The 22,132-nt window shown below is 28.5% G+C and carries 21 protein-coding genes; 9 read left to right on the forward strand and 12 right to left on the reverse strand.

What is annotated here, in order from left to right; translation table 11 throughout:
• The 7 genes from ACZ5RS_RS07425 to ACZ5RS_RS07455 form a co-directional block, all read right to left on the reverse strand.
• Positions 1 to 1,041, reverse strand: a complete 1,041-nt coding sequence (locus ACZ5RS_RS07425; protein ID WP_464638885.1) for a hypothetical protein — start codon at positions 1,039 to 1,041, stop codon at positions 1 to 3.
• A 231-nt stretch (positions 1,042 to 1,272) separates the two neighbouring features.
• Positions 1,273 to 2,256, reverse strand: a complete 984-nt coding sequence (locus tag ACZ5RS_RS07430) for a DHH family phosphoesterase (RefSeq protein ID WP_464638887.1) — start codon at positions 2,254 to 2,256, stop codon at positions 1,273 to 1,275.
• Positions 2,256 to 3,533: an ATP-dependent Clp protease ATP-binding subunit ClpX gene (gene clpX, locus ACZ5RS_RS07435; protein WP_464638889.1), complete on the reverse strand. Its 1,278-nt coding sequence runs from the start codon at positions 3,531 to 3,533 to the stop codon at positions 2,256 to 2,258. Before clpX ends, ACZ5RS_RS07430 begins: the two co-directional genes overlap by 1 nt.
• Position 3,534: 1 nt before the next feature.
• Positions 3,535 to 4,116 carry an ATP-dependent Clp endopeptidase proteolytic subunit ClpP gene (gene clpP, locus ACZ5RS_RS07440; RefSeq protein WP_464638951.1) on the reverse strand — a complete coding sequence of 194 codons (582 nt, stop codon included), beginning with the start codon at positions 4,114 to 4,116 and terminating at the stop codon, positions 3,535 to 3,537.
• An 88-nt stretch (positions 4,117 to 4,204) separates the two neighbouring features.
• Positions 4,205 to 5,548: a trigger factor gene (gene tig, locus ACZ5RS_RS07445; protein WP_464638891.1), complete on the reverse strand. Its 1,344-nt coding sequence runs from the start codon at positions 5,546 to 5,548 to the stop codon at positions 4,205 to 4,207.
• Between the two features lie 364 nt (positions 5,549 to 5,912).
• Positions 5,913 to 7,250: a C1 family peptidase gene (locus tag ACZ5RS_RS07450; protein WP_464638893.1), complete on the reverse strand. Its 1,338-nt coding sequence runs from the start codon at positions 7,248 to 7,250 to the stop codon at positions 5,913 to 5,915.
• Positions 7,251 to 7,333: 83 nt separating this feature from the next.
• The gene (locus tag ACZ5RS_RS07455) at positions 7,334 to 8,074 is read right to left on the reverse strand and encodes an MBL fold metallo-hydrolase (RefSeq protein ID WP_464638895.1); all 741 of its coding nucleotides are present in this window, start codon (positions 8,072 to 8,074) and stop codon (positions 7,334 to 7,336) included.
• Between the two features lie 155 nt (positions 8,075 to 8,229).
• Between ACZ5RS_RS07455 and ACZ5RS_RS07460 the strand changes: the two genes are divergently transcribed.
• Both ACZ5RS_RS07460 and ACZ5RS_RS07465 read left to right on the forward strand, forming a co-directional pair.
• A complete protein-coding gene (locus tag ACZ5RS_RS07460; protein ID WP_464638897.1) occupies positions 8,230 to 8,442 on the forward strand; it encodes a hypothetical protein in 213 nt (70 codons plus the stop codon).
• Between the two features lie 160 nt (positions 8,443 to 8,602).
• A complete protein-coding gene (locus tag ACZ5RS_RS07465; protein WP_464638899.1) occupies positions 8,603 to 9,472 on the forward strand; it encodes a damage-control phosphatase ARMT1 family protein in 870 nt (289 codons plus the stop codon).
• A gap of 52 nt (positions 9,473 to 9,524) precedes the next feature.
• Here the strand turns inward: ACZ5RS_RS07465 and ACZ5RS_RS07470 are convergent, their stop codons facing one another.
• From ACZ5RS_RS07470 to ACZ5RS_RS07490, 5 genes are all read right to left on the reverse strand, one after another.
• Positions 9,525 to 10,430 (reverse strand): carbohydrate ABC transporter permease, encoded by a 906-nt coding sequence (locus ACZ5RS_RS07470; protein WP_464638901.1) that lies wholly within the window; start codon positions 10,428 to 10,430, stop codon positions 9,525 to 9,527.
• The gene (locus ACZ5RS_RS07475; RefSeq protein ID WP_464638903.1) at positions 10,423 to 11,358 is read right to left on the reverse strand and encodes a carbohydrate ABC transporter permease; all 936 of its coding nucleotides are present in this window, start codon (positions 11,356 to 11,358) and stop codon (positions 10,423 to 10,425) included. Before ACZ5RS_RS07475 ends, ACZ5RS_RS07470 begins: the two co-directional genes overlap by 8 nt.
• A gap of 67 nt (positions 11,359 to 11,425) precedes the next feature.
• Entirely contained in the window at positions 11,426 to 12,754 is a 1,329-nt protein-coding gene (locus tag ACZ5RS_RS07480) for an ABC transporter substrate-binding protein (RefSeq protein WP_464638905.1), read from the reverse strand.
• Positions 12,755 to 12,867: 113 nt separating this feature from the next.
• Entirely contained in the window at positions 12,868 to 14,187 is a 1,320-nt protein-coding gene (locus tag ACZ5RS_RS07485; protein WP_464638907.1) for a 2-hydroxyacyl-CoA dehydratase, read from the reverse strand.
• The gene (locus tag ACZ5RS_RS07490) at positions 14,177 to 15,721 is read right to left on the reverse strand and encodes a PucR family transcriptional regulator (RefSeq protein ID WP_464638909.1); all 1,545 of its coding nucleotides are present in this window, start codon (positions 15,719 to 15,721) and stop codon (positions 14,177 to 14,179) included. Before ACZ5RS_RS07490 ends, ACZ5RS_RS07485 begins: the two co-directional genes overlap by 11 nt.
• A gap of 254 nt (positions 15,722 to 15,975) precedes the next feature.
• Here ACZ5RS_RS07490 and ACZ5RS_RS07495 point away from each other — a divergent pair, with 254 nt between their 5' ends.
• The 7 genes from ACZ5RS_RS07495 to lpdA all read left to right on the forward strand — a co-directional run bounded on the left by ACZ5RS_RS07495 (position 15,976) and on the right by lpdA (position 22,076).
• The gene (locus ACZ5RS_RS07495; RefSeq protein WP_464638911.1) at positions 15,976 to 17,130 is read left to right on the forward strand and encodes a 2-hydroxyacyl-CoA dehydratase subunit D; all 1,155 of its coding nucleotides are present in this window, start codon (positions 15,976 to 15,978) and stop codon (positions 17,128 to 17,130) included.
• Positions 17,130 to 18,554 (forward strand): 2-hydroxyacyl-CoA dehydratase, encoded by a 1,425-nt coding sequence (locus ACZ5RS_RS07500; protein WP_464638913.1) that lies wholly within the window; start codon positions 17,130 to 17,132, stop codon positions 18,552 to 18,554. The genes ACZ5RS_RS07495 and ACZ5RS_RS07500 overlap by 1 nt, the downstream gene beginning before the upstream one ends.
• A 68-nt stretch (positions 18,555 to 18,622) precedes the next feature.
• Positions 18,623 to 18,877, forward strand: a complete 255-nt coding sequence (locus ACZ5RS_RS07505) for a hypothetical protein (protein WP_464638915.1) — start codon at positions 18,623 to 18,625, stop codon at positions 18,875 to 18,877.
• 11 nt (positions 18,878 to 18,888) lie between these two features.
• Entirely contained in the window at positions 18,889 to 19,080 is a 192-nt protein-coding gene (locus ACZ5RS_RS07510) for a DUF7479 domain-containing protein (protein ID WP_464638917.1), read from the forward strand.
• Positions 19,080 to 19,796, forward strand: a complete 717-nt coding sequence (locus ACZ5RS_RS07515; RefSeq protein ID WP_464638919.1) for a class I SAM-dependent methyltransferase — start codon at positions 19,080 to 19,082, stop codon at positions 19,794 to 19,796. The genes ACZ5RS_RS07510 and ACZ5RS_RS07515 overlap by 1 nt, the downstream gene beginning before the upstream one ends.
• A gap of 51 nt (positions 19,797 to 19,847) precedes the next feature.
• On the forward strand, positions 19,848 to 20,642 hold the full coding sequence (locus ACZ5RS_RS07520; protein WP_464638921.1) for an acyl-CoA dehydratase activase: 795 nt from the start codon (positions 19,848 to 19,850) through the stop codon (positions 20,640 to 20,642).
• Positions 20,643 to 20,675: 33 nt separating this feature from the next.
• Complete coding sequence (gene lpdA, locus ACZ5RS_RS07525; RefSeq protein WP_464638923.1) at positions 20,676 to 22,076, forward strand: dihydrolipoyl dehydrogenase; 1,401 nt, start codon at positions 20,676 to 20,678, stop codon at positions 22,074 to 22,076.
• Positions 22,077 to 22,132: the final 56 nt, after the last annotated feature.

The raw sequence follows: 22,132 nt of genomic DNA on the forward strand, positions 1-22,132 counted from the left end.
TTAGGAGGCACAGTTTGCCTTTTGTAATAACTTTTTAGCTGCACTAATGGATGAGGCCACTGTGCCTTTATTTATATCTAATTCTTTTGCTAAAGTTCTTTGAGAAACATGTATATTAAGTGTTTTTCTAATTTTTTGAGCATTATTAATCATTGCTTTTTTATTCCAATTTAATGAGGTTTCAACTTGTGAATCATCAAATATTTTTGATGATAGTTTATAATTGCTAATAATATAATTTTTGTAATGTTTATTATTGAGCTGAGTATATTTATTATATCTTTTATATTTTGATTGTAATAATTCGCTACAAGATGAAAATAAGGATACAATTGTTTCAGTCTTTACTGAAAATAAATATGAAACTTCTTCAACATAATTTTCTAAAATTGCATCAGGCATAGTGAGTAAGAAAAGTAAAATATTTTTCCTTGTTGATTTTTTATTCATTTTTCCTTTGTATTTTTCTATGTGCAAAAATTTTATTTCTTTATCTTGTGATTCTATATTATTTATTACATTATGAAATAATTCTTTTAATGATTTTGAATCATCAAATTTATAGTGAGATAAATATTCAAAATATTCACTATTTTCTTCACTTACAACTTTATATTTGAATTTAGCAATTGTAATTGGATTTGTTTGTTCATCATCATATATCGTTTCTTTTTCAAAAGTATCACTATGGTTTACGATAGTCTCTAAAATTAGATTATTGAATATAAAATCATGATTTGTTTTTAATTTGTAATATTTAACAATGATTTTTATATAATTTAGATAATAAATTTTAAAACATAGATTCTTACAATTATAATTATAAATAGCATTTCTTACACTAGTTTGTGCTGAAATATAGAAATCAGAAATTTCCTCTTCTGTTAATAAATTAATATTTACAGGATACCAATATAATAATAATTTGCATTGATTAATAAGTTTTCTTGTATTAATCCCTATGAAATTTTCAGCTTCAGACTTTTTGTATAAAGCATTAAGAATGTTTGTTTTTAATAATTTTTCTATCTCTTTAATCATATATTTTAATGAATATAAATATTCATCCTCCTAATGTTTTTTATAAGGCAAATATCATGCCAAATAATAAAAAGAAATGAGGTGATTTTATTTGGAAAGGGAAGTAAATCTTAAAAACTGTAAATTAAGAGTTATTTAGGGTAAAAAAAATGCATTACTTTATAATATCAAGTAATGCAAAATCTGAATATTTTAATTAGATCTTAATTTATAAAAAATTAAATCCTATTTTTAGCAATCAAAAACTTCTTCCATTTTTTGAATAACTTTTTTACTGACTTCTTCAATAGTGCCTTCAATTGTAGCTCCAGAAGCTTTTACATGACCACCGCCACCAAAGATTTGAGCAAATTTGCTCATATCAAAACTACAATTATAATTAACCCTTAAGCCTAATTCTACTTTATTATTTTCAACTTCTTTAAAAAGAATAATTGCTTTTGTGTTTTCAACACTTAAAAGCTGTCCATAGTAGGTATCGCTTGGGCACTCACTTTCATCATTTAAGTAGGAATAGGAAATAGCAACTTGGTTGTCACAAATAAAAGATGTTCTTTCAATTAATTTAGCTAAATTCTTAGCATAAGAAATTGAACGTCCACCACTCATTTGTGCAAAAGTTAATCTAGGATCAGCACCTTTATTAATTAATTCACCAGCCATTTCAACTGCAGTTCCATTATACTGAGAAATAAACTTAAAGAATCCACTATCAGTTGCAAAACCAAAAAATAACATTTGGGCAATTTCATGAGTTATTTCAACATTTAATTCTTCAAATAGTTTTTGAATAAGTAAAGTACTAGAGATTGAGTCTGTAAAGATATAACTATATTTCCATCCAATATCTAAGGAAGATTGATGATGGTCAATGACTATAGTAGTTCTATCTTTTATTTTATCTGCTAGAGAACCAATTCTGGATAATTCTCCACAATCTACTAAAAAGATTAATGGATTATTAATTAACATCTCATCTGTAATTTCTCTAGCAAACAAAGGTTCAACAGATTTAGATTCCGCTCTTTCAAAAGGACCATCGTTGGCAATGATAACTGATTCATAGCCAATTTGCTCTAAAAGATATTTTAAAGTGATTTGGCTTGTGAAACAATCTCCATCTGGTTTTTTGTGACCAATTACAATGGCGTTTTTATTGGTTTTTATTAAATCAATAACTTCTGTTGGGTAGGGCGGAAATTTAAATCTATCCATTATGCAGTGATCTCCTTGGTTTCGGTTTCAGCAAAATTGATTAATTCCCCAGTTTCTGAATAAACTTTTGGCATTACTCCATCAGTAACACATTCTTTTGTTAAAACAACCTTCTTAGCATTTTTATATGTAGGTATGTCAAACATAATAGAAATCATTATGTTTTCAACAATACTTCTTAAACCTCTAGCTCCTGTTTTTTGATCAACAGCTTTTTGAGCTATGGCTGTTACTGCATCATCATCAAATTCTAATTCAACTTCTTCTAATTTAAAAGAAGTAATATATTGTCTAATTATAGAATTTTTTGGTTCTGAAACTATTCTAACTAAATCCTCTTGGGATAGATTATTTAAAGAAACATGTATTGGTAAACGACCAATAAATTCAGGAATTAAACCAAATTTTACTAAGTCATCTGGAAGTAATTGTTTATATAGTTTTGTCAAATCTTTTTCATCTTGAGAAAGAATTGTTGCTCCAAATCCCATTGGGTGTGAAGTAACTCTCTTTTCTATTACCTTATCCAATCCTACAAAAGCTCCACCACAAATGAAAAGAATGTTGCTTGTATCAATTCTAAGCATTTCTTGATTTGGGTGTTTTCTTCCACCTTGTGGTGGTACTGAAGCTACTGTGCCTTCAATAATTTTCAATAAAGCTTGTTGAACACCTTCACCACTAACATCTCTAGTGATTGAAACATTTTCACCTTTTTTAGCAATTTTATCAATTTCATCAATAAAAATGATACCATGTTCAGCCGCAGAAATGTTATTATTTGCATTTTGAATAAGTTTTAATAGAATATTCTCAACATCTTCACCAACATAACCCGCCTCAGTTAGAGTAGTTGCATCTGCAATTGCAAAAGGAACTTCTAATTTTTTTGCTAAAGTTCTTGCTAGAAGAGTTTTACCTGTTCCAGTAGGTCCAATCATTAAGATATTGGATTTATCTAATTCAACACCTTCTTTTTTTATTTTCCCTTGGAATTTTACTCTTTTATAGTGGTTATAAACAGCAACAGATAATACACGTTTTGCATCATCTTGGCCGATAACATATTCATCTAAATATTCTTTAAGTTCTTTAGGAGTTGGGATGGTTTCTGGAAGACCATGAGTAGTTTCTTCACTAACAGGTTCTTCTTTTAGAATGGCATTACAAGTAGCAATACATTCATCACAGATTGATACGCCAGGTCCATTAATTAATTTTTTACATTCAGAAGCTTTCTTGCCACAAAAAGAACAAGATTTACTACCTCTTGCCATATTATCTCCTCATTATCTTATCAATAAGTCCATAAGCTAATGCTTCGTTTGCATCTAAGAAGAAATCTCTTTCAACATCAGAAGCAATAGTTTCTCTATCTTTATTTGTACATTCAACTAAAATATCAATTGAAAGTTTTTTTATTCTTAACAATTCTTTTGTATGAATTGCAATATCTGTAGCTTGGCCTTCAACACCACCCCAAGGTTGGTGAATCATAACTCTTGCGGAAGGAAGAATAAATCTTTTACCTTTTTCTCCTGCAGCTAATAGTAGTGCAGCCATGCTTGCAGCTTGCCCCATACAAATGGTTTGTACATCTGGTTTAATATATTGTATTGTATCATAGATTGCTAAACCAGCGGTAACACTGCCACCTGGGCTATTTATATATATACTAATATCTTTATTAGGGTTTTCGCTTTCTAAAAATATTAATTGTGCGACAACTAAATCAGCTGTAGCATCGTTAATTTCTCCGTCTAAGAAAATAATTCTATCTTTGAGTAATCTGCTGAAGATGTCGTAAGAACGTTCACCAACACCGGATTGTTCGACAACCATTGGAATCATGGTTTGCATTTTGCTTTTGTCCATAAATTACTCCTATAAAGTGTTAAAAAGGCGGAACTGTACATAGTCCCGCCTTGATATTAAAGCAAATTTTGAATTATTCAGCAACAGGGCCATTCATTAATTCATCGTAGCTTAATTCTTTACCTTTTGTGAAAGTGTTGTTTTCAATTAAGAAATCATTAACTTTTTGAAGTTTTAATTCATCAGTAATCATTTCTTTTAGGTAATCAAGTTGTTCGGGTTTGTAAGAAGAAGTATCGCCTAAAGCTTCTTTTACTTCATCTTCACTGATTTCGAAAGTTTCAAGATCTTTAATCTTTTCTTTAATTAAGCCAACATTAATATCTTTAATAATGGAAGGGGTCCATGTTTCTTTTAGTTGGTCTAATGTTTGACCTTGCATTTCAAAAATCTTAGCGAATGTTTCCATATCCATATTATTTGATCTTGCAATATTGTTGATTTGTTGATCAGCTTGTGCATCAATCATTGATTTAGGTGGAACAATTGGGCATTTTTCAATTAAAGCATCTACAACTGCTTGATACTTTAAGTCTTTAAGTTTTTGTTCAGCTCTTTCTTGTAATTTAGCTTTTGTAGCTTTCTTTAAGTCAGCAACTGTCTTGTATTCTTCATTTACATCTTGTGCAAATTCATCATCAAGTTCTGGAACATCATTAAATTTAACTTCTTTCATATCAATTTTGATAGAAATAGTTTTGCCTGCATATTCTTCACTAGCAAAATCTTTTGCAAATTCTTTTTCAATAGTTTTGCTTTCACCAGCTTTCATGCCAATGAATTCATTGTCTAATTCAAAGAAGTTGTGAGTTTTACCAATTGTGATAACTGCGTCTTTCTTATTGAAAGCACCAGTTTCATTTCCATCTTCATCTAATTGAGCAAAATCTACAGTAACGATGTCACCTTCAGCAGCAGCATCTTCTTTACTTACAACAAATGCGTTTTGTTGTCTTAATGTTTCAATTTCAGCATTAACATCTTTTGCAACAACCTTTACACTAGGAACTTCTAGTTCAAGTCCTTTGTATTCAGGAACTTCAAATTGAGGCATTACATCATAACTAACAGTATAAGTTAAATCTGTATTAGGTTTGAATGGTGTTAAGCTTTCTTCGTTTAATAAAGTTGGAGTGCTAAATGCAAGTGGTTTATATTTGTCTTCAACTTCGTCTAAAGCAACTTTTAAATTTTCTTCTAATTCATTGAATGTAGATTCTTCACGAATCATTTCACCATATTTTCTTTCAATCAAACTAAAAGGAGCTTTACCTTTTCTAAAACCTTTCATTGTGATGTCTTTAGCATACTTTTTTAATAAAGCAGTATAAGCATCTTCAATAGATTGTGCTGTCAATGTGATGGACAACTCGACTGAGGAATTTTCTGTTTCCTTGATTTGTTTATCAGCGATCATGCTATCTTCTTCCTTTTTGGTCGCATTGACCTAAATAAAATATCAGATACAAGTCAAAGGACTTGTTAATTACTTATTATATTATAACCTATGAGATTATACACAAACAAAACTGTTTGAACTACCCCTAAAGTTAATAAAAAATAAAACAAAAGCAAGAAATAAACAACAAAAAATACTAATTTTAATAAAAATTAGCATTTTTTTTGGTATAATCTCATACTTAGTGCGTGCCTAAATATAACAAATAGTTATAATTTTGCCAACACTTATACAACTTATATTTTAAAAATTAATACTCTATTATATTGTTTTCTATAAAAAATATTTTTTATGTAATTTTATATGAGTATTAAGTTATATTTTACAAAGCTAAAGAGCCCATTGGATCCCAAGGTTTTAATATAATTGGTTCTTTTTCTAATAGTTCTAGTTGAGATTTTGATAGGTATTTTTTGTTGATCACAATTTGATATGTAAATTCATTAAACCATTTATCACTCATAACATAATAACCATTATTACCTGGAGCATCCCCCCAACTGTTTTCAACTCTCCACTTATTTGATTTACCATTTTCATCAAGATTTACTCCTGTTAAAACCATAGCGTGAGTCATTAAACTTTCACCATATTCAAGTCTTTGCCCTTTAGTTAAGTTAAATTCTGTATTGAATAAATTATTTAAATCATAGATATCTAAATCCATAATTCCTGTCTCTCTATCACTAGATTGTCCAACATCAGAGCCAAACCATACAGCTTCATTATTTTGTAATTGTTTTATAGCTAAAGCTTTTAATTCTTCAACTGGAAGATTTAGGTATTTAACAGGTCTACCACCTTGTACATTTCCTAAAAATTTAACACTAAAAGTGTTGTTAAAAGGTTTATCATCTGTTGGTGCATTTATAATACTAATATAATCATCCATGTTCATGTTTATATATTTATCATAGAATTCTTTAGGACTTATATTAGTTTCTCTTATGAATTTGTTATCTTTATTTTTAACTTCAAAGGTAAAAGTTTTTGGTGGCTCCCCAAGACTGATGCTAAGCATTCTATATATAGTATTTAACATTTCTTCTTTTTGATTTCTTAAATCTTCAATAGTAGTATTTTTCTTAGCTGCTTTTCTAATTTGATATGCAAATTCTCTTAATTTAGTAGTTAATAATTTGTCCATAACTTTTGATTGAGAAGAGCTAAAACTTTCAGGCATGACTGTTTTTGGAACAACCCCATATTTATCAATTAAGGATGCAAACATGTCCCATTGTCCGCCATCGCCTAAAGGGTCTTTTAATAAAAAGGCTACTTCTCTTGAATCAACATCTTCATCTCTGGTTTCAATTACATTTTCTAAAAAGTGATTAGTTTTTTCTAATTTATCAAAGAAGAAAGGGTAGGCTTGTGATAGTTCAAAAGTCTCAAGATTAAGGGTTTTCATAATTTCCAATCTCATAACATTTAGTGCTGCAAACATCCAGCATCTACCTGATTGTTTTTGGTTTGTTATTTTACCAGTTTTTACTTCAATTGAAAATTCATGAGTGTTTTCTATTATACTATTTATAGATTTAGCACTTTGCATTATTCCATTATTTATAACTGCATTTTTAGATACTAAATTAGTTCTATCTGCATTAAAGTTATTATTGAATTTTTCGATTAAATTTTTATCTATTGTATTTGTCATAAAATTACCTCTTAAAAACAAATACTATCACATAATTTAATATGCAAAAAGTCCCATTTTATTTTTTAAAAATAATAGTATTTTTAAGATAATTTTCTATTATAGTATTTAAAAGCTTTTTCAACATCATTAGAAATTCCTGTATGTGAAGTAATTATATATTCACATTTATTTTTAATTGCAAAGTCTTTAAGATTTAGTAAGGATTCACTATTTTGTTTATTATTAAATCCTAGTAAATCAAAGAATCTGTATCCCAAACCATTATTTAAAATTAAGCTATCTCCAATAAATAGATATTTATCATCAATAAAATAACAAGTGTGACCTAAAGTGTGCCCTGCAGTTAAGATAGGTTTGATTTTAATATCGCCAACGTAAATTGGTGAATTATCTTTAAAATATTTTATTTTATTTACTGCTTCTAGTTTATGACTTATTTTTATGAATCCTAATTTTACTCTTTCTGATTTTTTAAGAAGATGAGCTTTTTCATTTTCATGTAAATAAATCTCTATATCATTGAATGCTGGATTCTCTTCATAAAGGCACCCCGCATGGTCACTATCTATATGTGTTAAAAAAATTGAATTGATATCTTCAAGTTGTATTCCAATTTTTTTTAATTCATCATCTCTTGTTGTACTATTTTTATAGCCACTATCTATTGCTATTATTTTATTACCTTTTTTATATATAAAATAATTTGAATCACCATCTTTTATACAATATAGATTGTTAAATAGCTTTTTTGTTTCCATAGGATTAATTATGGAAAAAGTATTTTTTTTAAATTTTTTTATGATTGATATTATATCGACCATTAATCATCCTTATATTACAAATTTGTTATTTTTGTTTTATTCTGACATAATTAGTTAAAAGTGTCAAATTAAAAACATATATTTTAACAAAATTTTAATTTGTTTTATTTAGGATTTTCTTCTAATATAGTAAGTATAAAGTTTAAGGAGTAAAAATGGCAAAGTTAAAAAGAAAGCAAGTAGTTGGTATATTTCATTTAGCATTATTTATTGTTTTAGGTTTTGTTTTGTATTACACAATGAATGATATAGCTAGATTTGCATCATCAAATGAATTAATAATGAGTATTATTGTTATTCTTATCCCAGCTTGTTTAATATTTTTACACAGGCATGTCTTTTTTAAAATGAAATTAAAAAAGAAATAGAATTCTTAAAAGTTAATTAATTATTTATCCCTATTTAAATTAGATAGGGAAATTTTTCTATGTTGTATTTTTAATTTTTCACTTCTTGTTGAAATAATTGGGTTGATTAGATATCTTGTTATTACATCTATCACATGTGATAAAATATTGAGGTATTTAAATGAAATTTGAACCAAATTGTATAAATTGTATTCTTGACCAAGTCGCAAAGATTTCAAAAATGAAGAACCTTGGAGATGAAAAGTTTGTTCTTTTAAAAGATGTTTTAAAAACTTTATCTACAGAAGATTATAGTAAAACTTCTCCTGAAGTTTATGGAAATATTTGGAAACAAATTGTTGAATACTTTGATGGAGAAGATATTTATAAAGACATTAAAGCTCAATATAATGCTAAATTCTTAACTTATGTGCCTGAGATTGAAAAGGCTATAAATAAATCAGAAAATCCACTTAGAATGGCTCTAGCAACAGCAATCCAAGGAAACTTATTAGATTTAGCTATTAAAAGAAATTTTTCACTTGAAGATCTTTTAAGTGCAATTGAAAAAATTGAACATACTCCTTTTGGTATTGATGATTCAAAAGTCCTTTTAGATAAGATTAAATCTAGTAATAAAATATTATATGTTGGAGATAATTGTGGTGAAATTGTTTTTGATAGAGTTTTTATAGAGACTATTAAAAAATATTATCCTAATCTTGATATCTATTATGTTGTTAGAGGCTTTAGTGCTGTAAATGATATATTATTAGAGGATGCTCTGCAGGTAGGTATGGATAAATTTGCAACAATTATTGAAAATGGCGATACTTCATTAGGTACTGTTTTAGATCGTTGTACTGATGAATTAAATACTTTATATAATGATGTTGATTTAGTTATTGCTAAAGGTCAAGGTAACTTTGAAAGTCTAAGTGAAAAACCAAGGGAAAATCTTTTTTATTTATTGTTAACTAAATGTAAATTAATTGCTGATGCTTTTAATGTTGATACCATGTCTATAGTTTGTGCTAAAGCAAGGTTATAATAAAAAAAGGGGATAGAATTATATCTTTCCCCTAAATATAAATTATAAAAGCCTATTTATTAGAGGAGAGAGCATAGCCTTTCATAAATGAGTTATATAATAATGCAAAAATAATTAGTGGTGGTATTATGGTTACAACTGCCCCTGCCATTACTAAATTCCATTGTATAGAATCTCCTCCACTTTGAATTGCATTTAATCCGACTTGTATTACCTGAGCACTGTTGTGTTGAATGATAATCCTTGGCCAAATATATTGGTCCCAAATATAAACAAATTGAATCAGTGTTAACGCTCCAATTGTGTGAATACTCATAGGAATTAGTATTCTCAATAAGAATTGAATTGAGTTAACACCATCCATTTTAGCTGCATCACAAATAGAAATTGGAATTGATAAGAATTGTTGTCTAAATAGGAATACTCCAGTTGCAGAAGCTAAAAATGGTAAAATTATTGCTAGTTTAGTATCTCCCATTCCAAAGCCATATTTAGTGGGTGCAAATAATAATTCCATTGGATTTAATATCCATAATAAAAATGTTGAAAAACTTGATGCTGGAGCGTTGCTTACTACTTCAAATAATCCAAGTATTAATATTTCTATTGGGAACATCAAGGTGATTATAATAAAAGCAAATATAAAGTTTTTATATTTAAATTTGTAAAATACTAAAGCATTTGCTGCAAATAAAGATAAAACCACTTTTCCTAATGTTATTATAAATGCATACAATAAAGAGTTGAGCATGTAGGTGTGCATATGAAACTCTCCCCAGATTTGTTTCATATTAGAAAGAAATGAAGAGCCAATTAATAATGATGGGGTTGTAACTTCAATTAAAGATTGAGTGCTTTTTATAATTGTAAAAACCAGAGGAAAACAAACTAAAATTACAGCTATTATTAAGATTATATGAATCCAAATATTGTTTTTATTAATTTTTTTATTATACATCGTAATTTACCTTTTTCCCTAAAAATCCAAATTGAAACATTGTTATAAACATTACTATTATCATTAAGACAAAGGTTTCAGAGGCTGCAAAACCCATATTAGAAGAGCCCCCGAAACCATCTAAAAATATTTTATACATAAGTGTCGTTGTTAATCCTACGTTATCCATGTACGGAGAAGGACCCATAGGTCCACCTTTTGTTAGTACATCTACAATTGCAAAGGAATCGAATAGGCTATAAGTAATATTTGTAAACAATAAAAAGAATGTTGTGGGACTTAATAAAGGGAATAAAATGTGTATAAACTTTGAAAATCTGGATGCGCCATCAATTTCGGCAGCTTCAAGAGGATCTTTTGATATATTTTGAAAGGCTGCTATATAAAAAACTATATTATAACCAAGATTTTTCCAAACTGCAGCAAATACTGCTACAAAAAATGCAAGATAAGGGTTTGTTAACCAACCTGGTTTTACATTGAATACTGAACTTAGAAAAATATTGATTACTCCAACTTCAGGATTGAATATAAAGGAAAAAACTGTTCCAGCTACAGCAGGAGATAGAGCAAAAGGCCAAATAAGTAAAAGTCTGTAATATTTAGCTCCCTTAATTTTTTCATTGGTTAATATAGCTAAGAACATTGAGATACTAAGTCCTAGTATTACAACTAGAAAACTAAATACTATTGTTTGAATACAGGTTTGTATAAAGCCTGGTGCTAAAACACCACTAAAAAGATTTTTAAAATTTTCTAATCCTATAAATTTTCTTGTACCTAAAATAAAATTGCTTCGATAAAAGGCTAATATAAAGGTTTTAATAGCAGGATAGTATATAAATATAATTAGTACTAAAGCTGTTGGAAATAAATAAAGATAAGGGATTACCTTAGCTTTAAATATTGCATTTTTATTTTGATTCATTTTATATCCTTATATAAAACTATCAGGTAAAATATTTATTATAATACCTGATAGTTATTGTTTTTATTTAAAAGTTTGCATTGTATTCTTTGATTTTTGCGTTAGTTAATTTAACAGCTTCATCCATTGCTTTATTAACATCTTCACCATTTATGATTTTTACAAGAGCTTCTTCAATATAAGTTCTATGATCATATACTGTACCACCTAAAGCCCCAGCAGTTGCTTTATTAGGGATGGTATTTAACAATTGATCAAATGCAACAGTTTGAAGAGAATTGGTATCAAACCAGCCTTCTTTTTCTAATAGATCAACAGAAGATTTTCTTACAGGATAATAACCTGAAAGTTTGTGCCAAGAAACCATGTTTTCTGTATTTGTCATATATAAAATAAAGTCTCTAGCGCCTTCCATTTCTTCTTGAGAATGGCCCTTTGTTAACCAAATTGAACCACCACCGATTACTGTACCATTTCTTTTTGTATTATCAGCTATTGGAAGCATGCCAACATTTAAATTAAATTTACCTTTAGCTCCTTCACTTATAACATTAATATCCCCAGTTGATGTTATATGATACATAGCTTTTTCATTTGTGAAAATGTTATCAGAGCCACTCCAATCTTCAACTTTACCTGTCCAAGCAATTAGATTTTTATCTGCTAATTCTTTATAGAAATTTGCTACATTAATTCCTGCTGTTCCACCTAAGGATGCTTCAGTAGCTCTTGCATCACGACCATTGCCGTTGTTATACATATAGCCACCTTGTTCTGCTACTAATTCTTCAAAGAACCAAGCATGGATACAATCTGTATATTTTGCATTACTTACTCCAGCTTTTTGAGCTCTTTCTAATGATTCAATTACATCTGAGAATGTTTTTGGAGTCCAATCTTTATCATAACCGGCTTTTACTAACATATCAGTATTTATATATAAAACAGGTGATGAACTATTGAAAGGAATAGAATTTACTTTGCCATTTATTGTGTAATAGTTTAAAACTGGATCTATATAATCAGAGGTATCAAATGCACCAATATCGCTAATTGGCATGAAAATACCTGAATCATAAGCAGCTTGTGAACCAGCTTCTGCAACATGAACTAAAGTTGGAGCTGAACCTTGTCTATATGCTAAAAGGGAAGCTTGAAGTGTATCACGATAACTTCCTTTATTTTCTTGTGTTACATGATATTTATCTTGCATTTTATTAAATTCTTGAACTCTATCTTCTATCCATTGTCCTCTTGCATCACCAAATATATGCCAAAATGTTATTTCAATTGGTGCATTGTCTTTAACACTACTACTTGATTCACTTGCACCTTGTGCAAATATTGTTGTTAGAGAAACTGATAGCACAAATAATGCTATAATAAATTTTTTCATTTCATAAATCTCCTATTAAAAATGATTTTCTAATAAGAATTTATTATAAAGTTGTAAGCATTTTATTATTAAGATATTAAGAAAGTACTAAGTTTTGTTTAAAATGAAAGTTATTAAGAATAAAAAAATGGTTTTCTAACTTTTATACATTTTATATTATATTCATTCTCTAATGCTTTAACTGCATGCTGTTCAAAAGCCCCTAACCATCTATCATAGGAAAATACACCATAGAAAAGAGTTTTAATGTTATTTTTTTGTAATTCGTTAGCGATTAATTTTATATATTGGCCTAAATTTCCACTAAAGGGCTGTCTTAACCATAATTCTGCCAGAATTTCATATTCATTAAATGAATGTAATTTATTAAATGTTGATTGTGGTAAGGATAGAGATATTGAATGAGTTAATACATAACCGTATTCTTCAATTTCTTTATGTATTATAGGAACTGTTAAAGCAATAAAAGTACAAGAAGCTTTTTTCATTTCTTTATTTGCTATAGAAAATTTATTATCTATTCTATCTTTTATTTCATTTATAAAATGATCTAGTACTTTTTCATATTTTTCATATCCTTGTGACAATCTTAGGGTGAGAATAATTGAAAATAGTGAAATCTCATTTATTGAGATAGGAATATATTCACTATGGTTTATTATATTTTCAATTTCACATAATTTATTTGTGATTCTAGCATTATCCTTTATAGCTTTTGCAAAATCTTTTTTACAAACCTTTATACCCGTTGTTTTATAAATATTTTCATAAGCTGTTTTATATTGATTTGCTAAGTATTTTATTTGATTTTTATCATATGTTATTTCATAACTAAATTTTGAATCATGTGATAAATTTGTGATTATTGTATTCCAGTTTTTTCCAAGCATTGATAATAATTCATGAGTTTTTGGGGCTTCACTGCAGTAAGTACCATTAACCCAATATATATTAGGTTCTGGGATAATGTTTTTCATAATAATTGAAGCTTTACTTTGATTAAAGGGACAATGCTTTTGACTTATTGACATACAAACATCATAATTATTGAATTGCTTTGTATTATTAAATAATAAACCTAATACCAAGGTAGAAATGTAATCTGGAAATCCAATATAGGCTAAATTATTAGCATTTGCTATTGCATCAAAACATATAACTTGATGAGGAGTTCCCCCATAAATTTTTAGTTTGTATTTATCTAAAAGGCCTAATGTAGAAAATTCATAAAGATATATTGAAATAATTTCTTTTATGGAATTAATTGATAAATCAAAATATTGAGGTATTAAATTATTAAGTGAATTATCAAGATCTTTATCAGTTAATTCAAATTTATTACAAATATTTATAAAGCCTTCAAGCGTTTCATTTTTTAATAAATCAGCAGAAAAAAATTTAAGATAATTTATTGCTTGGTTTCTAGTTATCAATTAGAGATTCCTCACCACTTTGTTGATAATATCTAATCAAAATTAAATATAGCAGTCTTTCATCTGTTTTTTCAAAATCACATTTGGTAATTTCTTCAATTTTTTCAAGCCTTGATAAAAACGTGCTTCTGTGTATAAATAATTCTTCTGCAGATTGTTTTTGTTTCCTATCATTTGATAGGTATACTTTTAGTGTATTAACAAGTTCAGAGTTGTGTTTATTATCTTGTTGAATTAGGTTTTTTAAACCTTCAGGGCAAAGAATTGAAAAATCAAAATCATCACAAGTTTTTAAAATTAAATAGTTGATTATCAATTTTTCAAAACGATGCAAATGATTATCTTTATCAAATTGTTGCATCTTTAGTGCTATATTAGCCATATCCCAGTATGTTTTTAATTTAATAATTCCTGAAAATGATAAGCTAATTCCAATATGATAGGCATATTGTTGTAAAATATTTTCAATAGTTGCAATACTATTTTTTTTATCTTTAGGATTATTTAGTTTTATAACACCACATAAATTACATTGTTTTTTAAAGACTATACAGTTGCTGATATTTCTTTCTATTGTGTTTATTACAGGAAGAATTGTTTTATAGATAAAATCTGAGGGTCTTAATTGAAGACAAAAACAATAATAAGTATCATTTAATTCCCAATTAATTTTTTTTAGAATATTTTCTAATTTATTTTGTGGTAATTTTACTCCATCACATAATCTATCTAATAATATTTCTATATCTGATTTTTTAGTGGCATCCATTAAGTCCATTTTTTTTATTGTAATTTGAGTTAGTTCAAATAAAATGTTTAATAAATATTTATCTAAGTTTGATAAAGGCTTGTTGCTTTCATAAATTACCATGCGTCCCGAAAAGAAATTATTTATGAAAAAATTATAAAATATATAATTATATTTGATATATGAATCTTTATTGGCTACCCAGTATCCCTTATTATGAATATTAAACAGTTTATTATAATCATGGGATGCTTCTAGTTTTTCTCTAAAATCTTCAGCTAAAGTACCTTGTCTAAGCCAATTGCTTCCTGAATAAATTTTGGCATTTGTGCCATCATCAGCCATTGCAATCATTTTTATATTTGCATCCATCAAATATATAGGATTGCCAATGATATTTGAAACTCTTTTAAGTAATGGTTCAAGGGCTTCTTCTTTTAATAATGAAGTATAAAGTTCTTCTTTAATTTTGATACAATATGTAAATAAACTCAAAATGTAATTATATAATTCTTGATGATTAATATTTTCTTCAATTGCAATGAGATTATCCATTAAGTGATTGTTTTTAGGAAGACCAATGGAAATTATAATATAGTTTTTATTTTGTGAGTTATAAGGGATTACTTCTTTTTCACAGATATAAAGCTGATTTTTTTCTATTTCTATTTTTGGGGAATAAATCAGCATTTGATTTATAAAAACTTTTTTATTTTTATTGTTACTTAATAAAATTTTATATTTTTTTCTAATATGTTCTTCTATTAATTTAAAATTGAATTCCATTTGCTCCTCAAGATGATTTGTCTTCTATTACTATTTGGTTTCATACATATTATCTTAAAGATAATTGTTATATAAATAATAAGTCAAGATAACACCTAAATACATCATACAAAACGTATGAAAATTCAAAATAAATCCTACTTTTCAAATCTTTACTTTTGAAATGTCTGAAAATATAGTTTTATTAGACTTTATTCAATAAATTTTTATTTATTCCAAAAGAGCAATATTATCTTTAAAGGAGTTGTAGGTATATGAAAGAAATCATGAAAGAACTTGATGCACTTTCTCGTAGTCGTGTAAAAGCGCTTAAAAATGCTAAAAAAGCTGGAACCTGTATTGTAGAATATACAGGGAATTTTGTACCAGAAGAGGTAATTCGTGCTGCAAAAGCAGAACCTTGGATTATGTGTCGTGGTGGAGAACCAGAACCACCTGAAGCAGTATTAGATACAATGTTAAGATTTATGAATCCATTAGCAAGAACAATAGCCGGAAATATTAAATTAGATTTAGATCCAATCACTCCAATTGCTGATTTAATTGTAACTGGACAAACAGATTGTCATATTGGTCGTATTTCCGAATTACTAGAATATGAAAAATATCCAATTGCAAAAGTTGGAGTTCCAGCCGATTGGACAAAAGATATTGCTTTAGAATATTACACAAATAGTTTAAGAGCAATGGTTAAGAAAATTGAAGATTTAACAGGTAATAAAATTACTACAGAGGCTTTAAATCATGAATTTGAATTAACAAATAAAATTAATGAATTACTAAATAAAATTTCAGACTTACGTAAAAAAGATAATCCTCCAATTGGTTTCTCTGATTTTATTAAATTGAATCACTATTCATATAAAATTCAACCAGAAGTTATGATTGAAAAATTAGAACAATTATATGATGAATTAAAAGATGCTCCAGGTATTTTTGAAGAAGATGCTCCTCGTTTATTAATTGCAGGTCGTGTTGTTGCAATTGGTGACTATATTGCTCCAAATCTAGTTGAGAAAGTAGGTGGATGTATTGCCGCTGATTTTATGGATGATGGTATTAGAACATATAGACATAATGTATCAATTACAGATGATCCAATTGCAGCATATGCAAAATGCCGTATGAGAGAATGTGAACCAATTGATGTTTTCCAACCAGCTTGGAAAATCAGATATGAGTTTATGAAGAAATTAATTGAAGATTATAAAATTGATGGTGTTCTTTGGTATCAATTGAGTTTTGATGAAATCTACGATATGGAATGTACTTGTCTTGCTAAGAGTTTTAAAGAAGATAATATTCCAATGTTAAAACTAGAATCATCATATGAATATACAAGAGAATCAATGGGTCCTCTAACTACAAGAATAGAAAGTTATGTAGAACAACTTAAAGGAGCAAATTAATGGATCGTAATGTTTATAAAGCTTTATTAGAATTCTGTGAAATTCCAGCAGAAGAAGTAGAAGAGTTGCTTCCTGATTTTAAAATTGCATGTGACCTTTGTAAATTATCTGAAGCAGATGTAGCTTATGCTTTAGATGAATATATTCCTGCTAACTGGGATGTGCAATATCAAGGAGTTCGATTAATGATTGGTGCATATATGCGCGAATTAGTCGAAATTGGTAGAACAAAACGTTATAAAGAAGAAGGTGTAAAATTAATTTATGGTATTCTTCCTGCTATTGGTACTCCATATAATGTACTTAAAAAAGCAGCAAAAGATAAAGCATATATTGGTTTCCCTGATTTAATGATGGTTACAATTTTGAATGGTTTCTTCCATAAGGCTTCTTCTTTCTTTAATTCTGCAGAACAAAGTGGGTTTACTTATGGTTGTAGACACTGTCCTTTAAATAAGATGAGAGTTGCAGCTTATACAAATGGTGTTATTCCATCTCCTGATGTAATTTGGAGCTGGGGTTTTAACTGTGATGAAGGCCCAAAGACTGATGAAATGATTCAATTATTACTAAATGATGATTGGAATTACGTAATTTCTAGAATGCCTCACGACACTGCTTTTGGTTCTGAAGATGATGAAGATGCTTCCCGTGTAAAGTATGTTGGAGATATTTTAAAAGCTGATTTTGAAAAGATTTTAGAAAAAACAGGCATTGAAGTAAAAGAAGAAGATTGGGCAGCAACCTTCAAAGATAATCAACGACTAGGATTTAAGATTGGAACAATTTCTTCTATTATTTGTCAAGCAGATCCTCCAGTAATCGGTGGTGCATCACTTACAAACTTGCAACAAGTAATGACTTGTCCTTTCAATAGTGGAACACAATATATGGAAAAAGCTATTGATGTATTGACTAAAGAATTACGTAAAGTTGTTAAAGCAGGTGAAGGCATTCTTCCAAAAGGTTCTCCTAAAATCGGTTCTTATTTTGTTCCTTTCTGTATTCCATGGATTGATAGATTGTTTAGAGAAAATGGTATTTCAACAACATTTAGTGATGTTCTCTCTTTAAGCAGCAAACAATTACAACCATCTAACTATAAGAATGAAATGTGGATGTCTACAGCTGAACAATGGTTAAGAATGGGCTTGGTTCAAAACATGGGGTATGAAATTGAATCAATGATTGAAAAAGTAAATACCTTTAAACCAGATGGTATGTTAATGGGTTTCTTTGACTTTGATAGATGGCTTGGTGCTCATCATAAAATCGCTGCGCAACTTGTAGAAAAAGAAACTGGTGTAAAACATTACTATATGGAAGCTGACTTCTGGGATGATAGAGATTACAGTGAAGAAGCTCTTAGAACAAGAATTGAATCAATGAGTCAAATTATCAAAATGAGAAAAGAACAAGCTTAAATATATAGCTTTTAAATTATCTTTATAGGGGGGTGAATTATGTTTCATCCCCCATTTCGGAGAAAAAAATGACAATAAAATTTACTGATGAAGCTCTTGAAAACATAAAAGAGCGTGGTATTCAACAAGGTGATGTTGAAATTGTAATAAATGCTGCAGAAGCAAATAATGTAAAAATTATTAGTGATGAAGGTAGTAATCTTTGTAGAAGTAAAGTTGGAAATTATACTGTATATGCTGAATATAAGTTAGCTGGTGATGAAGCTGAAGTTGTTGATGCATATAGTCATAGAGTTACACTTGTTAGTTTAGAAGAAGATTAGGAGATAAAATCATGGCACAATGGAAATGTTCAAAATGTAATGAAGTAATGGAAGAAGTTGATGATATCGCTATGGTTTATGGTGATTTAGAATTGCCAGAATCAGAAGGTCTTAGATGTCCAAAATGTGGTGATGAATATTTATTATCTGAACTAGTAACTGGAGAATTAAATTCATCTGAAGATATGTTAGAGGGCAAATAATGACACCTGAACAACTGTTGAGAATTTTTGAAACAAGGAAAAATCGTTTTAAATTTCTCTCTAGTGGAATTGACATTATATCTCCCAATAAGGGGGAAAATTGGCTTGAAGTTGGATGTAATAATGGAGATGCAACAAATTATTTAACTCAGCAATATTCTCTAAATGTTAGAGGCTTAGATATTAATGAATATAATGTAAATAAATCAAAAGAAAGATATCCCTCTTTATCATTTGATTTAGGTGATGCAACAAATACTGGTTATGAAAAGCAAACTTTTGATGGTATTTTTTCTGAAGCAGCATTTTCTCCTATACCAAATAAGGCAGACCTTGTTAAAGAGTATTCTAGGATAATAAAACCTGGAGGTTATGTTCTTATAAATGATTTTGCACTAAAAGAAAAAATTAACAAAGAAGAAAGATATGAATATAGTCATATTCCTTGTTTTGCTGGAGTTGGTTTCGTAAGTGAATATATTCAATTTTTTAAAGATTTTAAGCTTATAAAAAGTGAAGAAAATTACAGTGAATTGCTTGCAATAGTTCTCCATTTAAGTAAAGAGAGTGGAGTAAAACCAATAGAAATTGGGAGTTTGTTATCTCGCTATTATAATATAGGACATGAAAAAATTTCATGTCCATTTGATGAAAGTCGAGGGATGATGGCAAAAGCAAAATTAACTTATGCGAGAATGATATTTCAAAAAATATAAATATTTTTAGAAATAAAAAATAATAATTAATTATAGAGGCAGGTAAGAATTATGATATTTGCAGGTGTAGATATTGGATCTACTACTAGTAAGTGCATACTTATAGATGAAAATAAAAAACAATTAGCTTTTAGTAAGATATATACAACTTATGACCGTAATGAAAGTGGTAACAAGGTCTTGGATATGGCTTTAGAACAGGTTGATAAAAGTAGAGCTGATATAAAATATTGTGTTGCTACTGGATATGGTAGAAAGGCTTTTGAATTTGCTCAAAAAGACCAACCGGAAATTATTGCACACGGTGTTGGTACTGAAGCTCAATATCCTGGTGTTCATACAATAATTGATATTGGTGGACAAGATAGTAAAGTTATTGAAATGGAAGATGGTATTGTTTCAAGGTTTGAAATGAATGACAAATGTGCTGCAGGTACAGGTCGCTTTTTTGAAGTTTTAACACATCGTTTACTTCAAGTAAAAATGGATGAATTAGCAGATTTAATTAGAAGAGCTGATAATCCTTGTAAAATTAGTTCTATGTGTACAATTTTTGCAGAATCAGAAATTATTTCTTATATGTCTCAAGGTTATTCAAAAGAAAATATTTGTAAAGGTGTTGCAAATTCCATTTCTTCGAGAGTTATTAGTATGGGTAGAAATGCAAGAATTTCTTATCAAGAACCAATTGTTTTTTCAGGTGGTGTTGCTAACAATCTTGCTATAGCAGAGATTTTTAGTCAAATGTTAGGTAAAAAAGTAGTTGCAATTGATAATCCTCAATCAACGGCGGCATTTGGTGCAGCAATAACAGCTTTAAAATTATATAAGAAAGAAAATAAATAAGTAGTTAAGATAAAATATTAGGGAGTCATTAATATGTATGATTTTGATGTAATTAGTATAGGCGCTGGTAGTGGTGGTTGCTCTAGTGCTATGAGAGCAAGTGATCTTGGGAAAAAGGTTGCTGTTGTAGAAATGAGAAAAAACGGTATTGGTGGAACTTGTATTAATAGAGGTTGTATACCTACAAAAGTTTTTGTTAAATCAGCTAGTGTATTAAATCAAATTAAAGAAGCTAAAAATTATGGAATAGTAAATGAAGTAGAACCTATTGCTGATATTTCAAAAATTCAAAAAATAAAAAATAAAGCTGTTAAAAACCTTCGTTTTGGCGATATTTTATTGATGAAATCAAGAGGCATTGAACAAATTACAGGTAAAGCAAAATTTATTGATGCTCATACAATTGAAGTAGTTAATTTAAAGGGTGAAGTAAAAGCATATACTAGTGAATATTTTGTTGTTGCTACAGGCTCTGAACCTGCTATGATTCCCTCTTTCAATATCAATAAAAAAACAATTATTACAAGTGATGAAGCTTTAGAACTTCAAGAACTACCAAAGACAATGACTGTTATTGGGGCAGGGGCTTTAGGTCTAGAATTTGCATATATTTATGCTTCTTTTGGAGTTAAGGTTACTTTGTGTGAAATGGCTGAACATGTTTGTCCAATTATGAAAGAGGATGTTGTTACTGACAGTGCTGAGAAATATATAACTAAAACTCTTAATATAGATTTAAAATTAGGTAATGCTATCAAAGAAATTATTGAAACTGAAGATGGAAAAACTAAATGTACATTAGGAAATGGTGATGAAATAATTTCTGATATGACTTTAGTAGCTATTGGAAGAAGTTTAAATACTAAAGATTTAGGACTTGATTCTATAGGTGTTGAATTATCAAATAGAGGTTTGGTTGTTGTAGATAAATATCAAAAAACAAATATAGATAATATTTATGCTGCTGGAGATATTACAGAAGGTCCCCAATTAAGTCATAAAGCTCAAAGACAAGGTGCTGTAGCAGCTGAAAATATTGTTGGTCAAAAATCGTTTGCAAATCTTTCAGTTATTCCTTGGTCAATGTTTATGGAACCTCCAATTTCTGCTGTTGGTATTAGTGAAAGCCAAGCTAATGAAGCAGGTGTTGAAACTATTAGTGGTCATATGAGTTTTAATGCAAATGAAAAAGCAATGTGTATTCAAGAGACAATTGGTGAAATAAAACTTGTTTTTAGAAAGGATAATCATGAAATTTTAGGTGGTCAAATTTTTGGACCTGAATCAGATATTTTAATTGGTGAAGTTGCTATTGCTCTAGAGAAAAAATTAACTGCTGATGATATTGCAAATAGTATACATGCTCATCCAACTTTAAATGAAATTATTATGGAAACTGCTAAAACAGCTTTAGGAAAGGCTTTCCACATGTAATAAAAATAGCTTAAGTTTAGCTATTTTTAGAAGAGTCGCAGCCTAAAAGATTGCGG

The organism is Pleomorphochaeta caudata, from assembly GCF_055395745.1.

Coding starts and splice junctions, on each gene's coding strand:
- ACZ5RS_RS07515 (WP_464638919.1), top strand. CDS start 19,080: ATGACACCTGAACAACTGTTGAGAATTTTTGAAACAAGGAAAAATCGT.
- ACZ5RS_RS07505 (WP_464638915.1), top strand. CDS start 18,623: ATGACAATAAAATTTACTGATGAAGCTCTTGAAAACATAAAAGAGCGT.
- ACZ5RS_RS07510 (WP_464638917.1), top strand. CDS start 18,889: ATGGCACAATGGAAATGTTCAAAATGTAATGAAGTAATGGAAGAAGTT.
- ACZ5RS_RS07450 (WP_464638893.1), bottom strand. CDS start 7,250: ATGACAAATACAATAGATAAAAATTTAATCGAAAAATTCAATAATAAC.
- ACZ5RS_RS07430 (WP_464638887.1), bottom strand. CDS start 2,256: ATGGATAGATTTAAATTTCCGCCCTACCCAACAGAAGTTATTGATTTA.
- lpdA (WP_464638923.1), top strand. CDS start 20,676: ATGTATGATTTTGATGTAATTAGTATAGGCGCTGGTAGTGGTGGTTGC.
- ACZ5RS_RS07460 (WP_464638897.1), top strand. CDS start 8,230: ATGGCAAAGTTAAAAAGAAAGCAAGTAGTTGGTATATTTCATTTAGCA.
- ACZ5RS_RS07495 (WP_464638911.1), top strand. CDS start 15,976: ATGAAAGAAATCATGAAAGAACTTGATGCACTTTCTCGTAGTCGTGTA.
- ACZ5RS_RS07490 (WP_464638909.1), bottom strand. CDS start 15,721: ATGGAATTCAATTTTAAATTAATAGAAGAACATATTAGAAAAAAATAT.
- ACZ5RS_RS07470 (WP_464638901.1), bottom strand. CDS start 10,430: ATGTATAATAAAAAAATTAATAAAAACAATATTTGGATTCATATAATC.
- tig (WP_464638891.1), bottom strand. CDS start 5,548: ATGATCGCTGATAAACAAATCAAGGAAACAGAAAATTCCTCAGTCGAG.
- clpX (WP_464638889.1), bottom strand. CDS start 3,533: ATGGCAAGAGGTAGTAAATCTTGTTCTTTTTGTGGCAAGAAAGCTTCT.
- ACZ5RS_RS07520 (WP_464638921.1), top strand. CDS start 19,848: ATGATATTTGCAGGTGTAGATATTGGATCTACTACTAGTAAGTGCATA.
- ACZ5RS_RS07465 (WP_464638899.1), top strand. CDS start 8,603: ATGAAATTTGAACCAAATTGTATAAATTGTATTCTTGACCAAGTCGCA.
- ACZ5RS_RS07480 (WP_464638905.1), bottom strand. CDS start 12,754: ATGAAAAAATTTATTATAGCATTATTTGTGCTATCAGTTTCTCTAACA.
- ACZ5RS_RS07455 (WP_464638895.1), bottom strand. CDS start 8,074: ATGGTCGATATAATATCAATCATAAAAAAATTTAAAAAAAATACTTTT.
- ACZ5RS_RS07475 (WP_464638903.1), bottom strand. CDS start 11,358: ATGAATCAAAATAAAAATGCAATATTTAAAGCTAAGGTAATCCCTTAT.
- ACZ5RS_RS07425 (WP_464638885.1), bottom strand. CDS start 1,041: ATGATTAAAGAGATAGAAAAATTATTAAAAACAAACATTCTTAATGCT.
- ACZ5RS_RS07500 (WP_464638913.1), top strand. CDS start 17,130: ATGGATCGTAATGTTTATAAAGCTTTATTAGAATTCTGTGAAATTCCA.
- clpP (WP_464638951.1), bottom strand. CDS start 4,116: ATGCAAACCATGATTCCAATGGTTGTCGAACAATCCGGTGTTGGTGAA.